The sequence below is a fragment of the Pedobacter rhizosphaerae genome (genome assembly GCF_900111155.1).
In the GTDB taxonomy this organism is placed as follows: Bacteria; Bacteroidota; Bacteroidia; order Sphingobacteriales; family Sphingobacteriaceae; genus Pedobacter; species Pedobacter rhizosphaerae.
Window position 1 is genome coordinate 1 of the sequence record NZ_FOGG01000071.1, and the last position, 3,888, is coordinate 3,888.

The 3,888-nt window shown below is 38.2% G+C and carries 4 protein-coding genes; all 4 read right to left on the reverse strand.

Annotated elements, in window-relative coordinates:
- Positions 1 to 126: 126 nt before the first annotated feature.
- Positions 127 to 987 carry a glucose-1-phosphate thymidylyltransferase RfbA gene (rfbA, locus tag BMX11_RS23940; protein WP_090890108.1) on the reverse strand — a complete coding sequence of 287 codons (861 nt, stop codon included), beginning with the start codon at positions 985 to 987 and terminating at the stop codon, positions 127 to 129.
- A 133-nt stretch (positions 988 to 1,120) separates the two neighbouring features.
- Positions 1,121 to 1,981 carry a dTDP-4-dehydrorhamnose reductase gene (gene rfbD, locus BMX11_RS23945; protein ID WP_090890112.1) on the reverse strand — a complete coding sequence of 287 codons (861 nt, stop codon included), beginning with the start codon at positions 1,979 to 1,981 and terminating at the stop codon, positions 1,121 to 1,123.
- Between the two features lie 4 nt (positions 1,982 to 1,985).
- Complete coding sequence (gene rfbC / locus BMX11_RS23950; protein WP_090890115.1) at positions 1,986 to 2,525, reverse strand: dTDP-4-dehydrorhamnose 3,5-epimerase; 540 nt, start codon at positions 2,523 to 2,525, stop codon at positions 1,986 to 1,988.
- 56 nt (positions 2,526 to 2,581) lie between these two features.
- On the reverse strand, positions 2,582 to 3,634 hold the full coding sequence (gene rfbB / locus BMX11_RS23955) for a dTDP-glucose 4,6-dehydratase (protein ID WP_090890119.1): 1,053 nt from the start codon (positions 3,632 to 3,634) through the stop codon (positions 2,582 to 2,584).
- Positions 3,635 to 3,888: the final 254 nt, after the last annotated feature.

Sequence of the window (3,888 nt, forward strand, 5' to 3'; positions counted from 1 at the left end):
TAGCTAACACTTCCTACTGCAAAGCGTGTTCGGGACTCTAACCCTATAGTCGATTGCCATGCCCGGCGCACCATAAAAAAGGCATCGTAAAAACGATGCCTTTGTGTACTTAATGGGGTATATAAATTACTTAATTTGTTTTAACAGATAACTTCCGTAACCACTCTTTACTAATGGTGTTGCAATTGCTCTTAATTCATCTGCAGAGATAAAGCCCATGCGGTATGCTATTTCTTCAATACAGCCAATTTTTAAGCCCTGCCTCTCTTCAATAATCTGTACAAATTGGCCAGCTTGCATTAATGAAGTAAAGGTTCCGGTATCTAACCAGGCTGTACCACGACTTAATACGCCAACTTTTAGCTTACCTCTTTCCAGATAAACCTTATTTACATCGGTAATTTCGTATTCGCCACGAGGCGAAGGCTTAATGTTTTTAGCAATTTCCACCACTTCGTTATCGTAAAAATATAATCCAGGTACTGCATAGTCAGATTTTGGAGCAACAGGTTTTTCTTCAATAGAAATTACCTGATTGTTTGCATCAAATTCTACTACCCCATAACGCTCAGGATCTGAAACCTGGTAGGCAAACACCACTCCACCCTCAGGATCTGCGCTGGCCTGCAAAAGTTTGGCCATACCATCACCATGGAAAATATTATCGCCCAATACCAAGGCTACTTTATCTTTGCCAATAAATTCTTCGCCGATTACAAATGCCTGCGCCAAGCCATTCGGTTCTGCCTGAACAGCATAGGTAAATTTACAGCCTAAAGATTTTCCGTCGCCCAGTAACTTCTCAAAGTTTGGAAGATCGTGCGGTGTAGAAATAATCAAAATCTCCTTTATACCAGCCAACATTAAAGTGGAAAGCGGATAATAGATCATCGGCTTATCGTAAACCGGCATCATTTGCTTGCTACAAGCCAAAGTTAAAGGATGTAAACGGGTGCCGCTTCCGCCGGCTAGAATTATACCTTTCATTTAGTTATTGTTTAATTGGTGAGGTGTTTTAACTGGTGAGTTGTCTGATTGCTTAAGTGTTTAATTGCTTAAGTGACTAATTGTTTAACTGTTTAATTGACTGGGATAATTGAAAATTGCCAACTGAAAACTGTTAATTCTTTTGCAAAACGCTAATACATTTTACCAAACTCTCTCTCCAGTAAGGAATGCTTATGTTAAAAGTTTCTTTAATTTTTGTTTTATCCATTACCGAAAAAGCAGGTCGTTTAGCCGGTGTTGGATATTTTGTTCCAGGAATGGGGTTAGTTTTTACCGAAGTACCACTAATTTCAAAAATTGCTTTAGCAAAATCGTACCACGAAGTAACGCCCTCATTGCTGTAATGATATAGGCCAAACGAAGTACTACCCGATTCAATAATATCGAATACCGCATTAGCCAGATCAATAGCATACGTCGGTGTACCCACCTGATCAGCTATAATATTTAATTCATCACGCTCAGCTCCAAGCTTTAGCATCGTTTTCACAAAGTTATTTGCATATTCAGAATATAACCAGCTGGTGCGAAGAATAAAATGGTTAGGCAATATAGCTGCAATGGCTATTTCTCCGTCCAATTTAGTTTGACCATATACATTAATTGGATTGGCTATATCATCTTCAGTCAATAACTTTACCTCGTTTCCTGCAAAAACGAAATCAGTAGAAACATGTACTAAAGTAGCCCCCTCCTGCACACAAGCATGTGCAAGATTGGCTGCTCCGGTTTCATTAATCGCTTTAGCAAGTGCTAAATCTTCTTCTGCTTTATCAACAGCTGTATACGCCGCACAATTAATTACAAAGGCAGGCTTTTCTGCTGACAATAGGTTTTTTAAACCGGCTTCATCTAAAATATTAGCATCTTGCTCTGCCGGGAAAACGATATCGGTTAAACCTCTACGTTCTGCTACGGTTTTTAAACACTGTCCAAGCTGTCCGCCAGCTCCTATTACTAGTACTTTACTCATATGATTATAAAGCTGAAAATGTACTTAAGGCTAAATCTTTCTCCGAGATTTCATGCTTTTCAACAGGAATTTGCCAGTCGATATTCAATTGAGGGTCATTGTAAATTACACCTCTTTCTGAAGCCTTGTTATAGAAGTTATCACACTTGTAGAAAAACTCAGCTGTTTCGCTTAACACCGAAAACCCGTGATAAAAACCTCTTGGAATATATAACTGAAGGTTATTTTCAGCACTTAATTTAACCGCTATATATTGACCATAAGTTGGTGAACTGGGTCTTGCATCTACAGCAACATCCAATACCTCTCCTTTTAAAACCCGCACCAATTTAGCCTGTGCAAATTCTCCAGCCTGGGCGTGCAAACCCCTTATTACACCATAAGAAGATAATGATTGATTATCTTGTACAAAACGGCCAGATAAACCAGTTTTCTCCTCAAAGGTATTTTGATTAAAACTTTCGAAAAAATAGCCTCTGGCATCTTCAAATACACGAGGTTTAATGATGACACAATCCTTTAATCCGGTTTGTTCAATTTCCATGAATGAATGTGGTAATGGGATGAAGCCTGCAAGGTTGCCTTACAGGCTCAATTATATTATTTAGTACTGTATTGTTGTTCGTAATATGATTGGTAATTACCGGAAGTCACATTGTTTAACCAATCTTCGTTCTGCAGATACCAATCTACTGTTTTAGCCAAGCCTTCTTCAAATTGTAAGCTAGGTACCCAGTTCAATTCATTTTGCAATTTGGTCGAATCAATCGCATAGCGAAGGTCATGTCCTGCCCTATCCGTTACGTATGTAATCAGTTTAGCAGAAGTTCCTGCTTCACGCGCCAATTTCTCATCCATTATACGGCAAAGCAATTGAATTAAATCAATATTTTTCCATTCGTTATGTCCACCAATGTTGTAAGTATCACCAGTTTTAGCCTGATGGAAAATCACATCGATTGCTCTTGCATGATCTTCCACCCATAACCAATCGCGTACATTCTCTCCTTTACCATATACAGGCACAGGTTTGTTGTTTTTGATGTTATTGATGGCCAAAGGAATTAATTTCTCTGGAAAGTGGTGTGATCCGTAGTTGTTAGAACAATTAGAAATTACGCAGTCCATTCCGTACGTATCATGATAGGCCCTTACAAAGTGATCTGAACTTGCTTTAGAAGCAGAATATGGGCTATGCGGATCATAAGCAGTAGTTTCGGTAAACATGCCTTCTTCCCCTAATGCACCATATACCTCATCCGTACTCACGTGATAAAATCTTTTTTGATCATAACTGCCTTTCCAATGTTGACGGGCGGCATTCAATAAATTGACGGTTCCGATCACATTGGTCATGACAAAAGCAGTAGGATCAGTAATCGAACGGTCTACATGGCTTTCTGCAGCCAAATGGATTACCGCATCAAACTGTTCAGTCTGAAACAAGTTGTCTATTACTTCTGCATCTACGATGTCTGCTTTTACAAACCGATAATTAGGCTTATTTTCTACATCGGTTAAGTTAGCCAAATTACCTGCATAGGTTAGTTTATCTAAATTAACAATTTCGTATTGTGGATATTGATTCACAAAACGGCGTACAACATGAGAGCCAATAAAACCCGCTCCACCGGTGATAAGAATTTTTTTCACAGTTATGATATATGATTTTCAGGCAGCTAAAATAATGTAGTTTTAGTTAATAAACAATTAAACGACCTCATTCTATTAATTTTAAGTATTTATTATTGGCATTTTACTCATTTTTATTAAAGACATCATTTTAAACCAGCATTAAACCTGCTGTGTTAATACCAAATAAAAAGCCTCCATCAGTTTACTCGAGGGCACTGAAAAAGTCCCCTAATAGAAAAGGGCAAAAGGAGTAGAAAACTAGTTTTTCTACT

Excerpts from the sequence above, each read along its gene's own strand:
- rfbA (WP_090890108.1), bottom strand. The coding sequence starts at position 987 with ATGAAAGGTATAATTCTAGCCGGCGGAAGCGGCACCCGTTTACATCCT.
- rfbC (WP_090890115.1), bottom strand. The coding sequence starts at position 2,525 with ATGGAAATTGAACAAACCGGATTAAAGGATTGTGTCATCATTAAACCT.
- rfbD (WP_090890112.1), bottom strand. The coding sequence starts at position 1,981 with ATGAGTAAAGTACTAGTAATAGGAGCTGGCGGACAGCTTGGACAGTGT.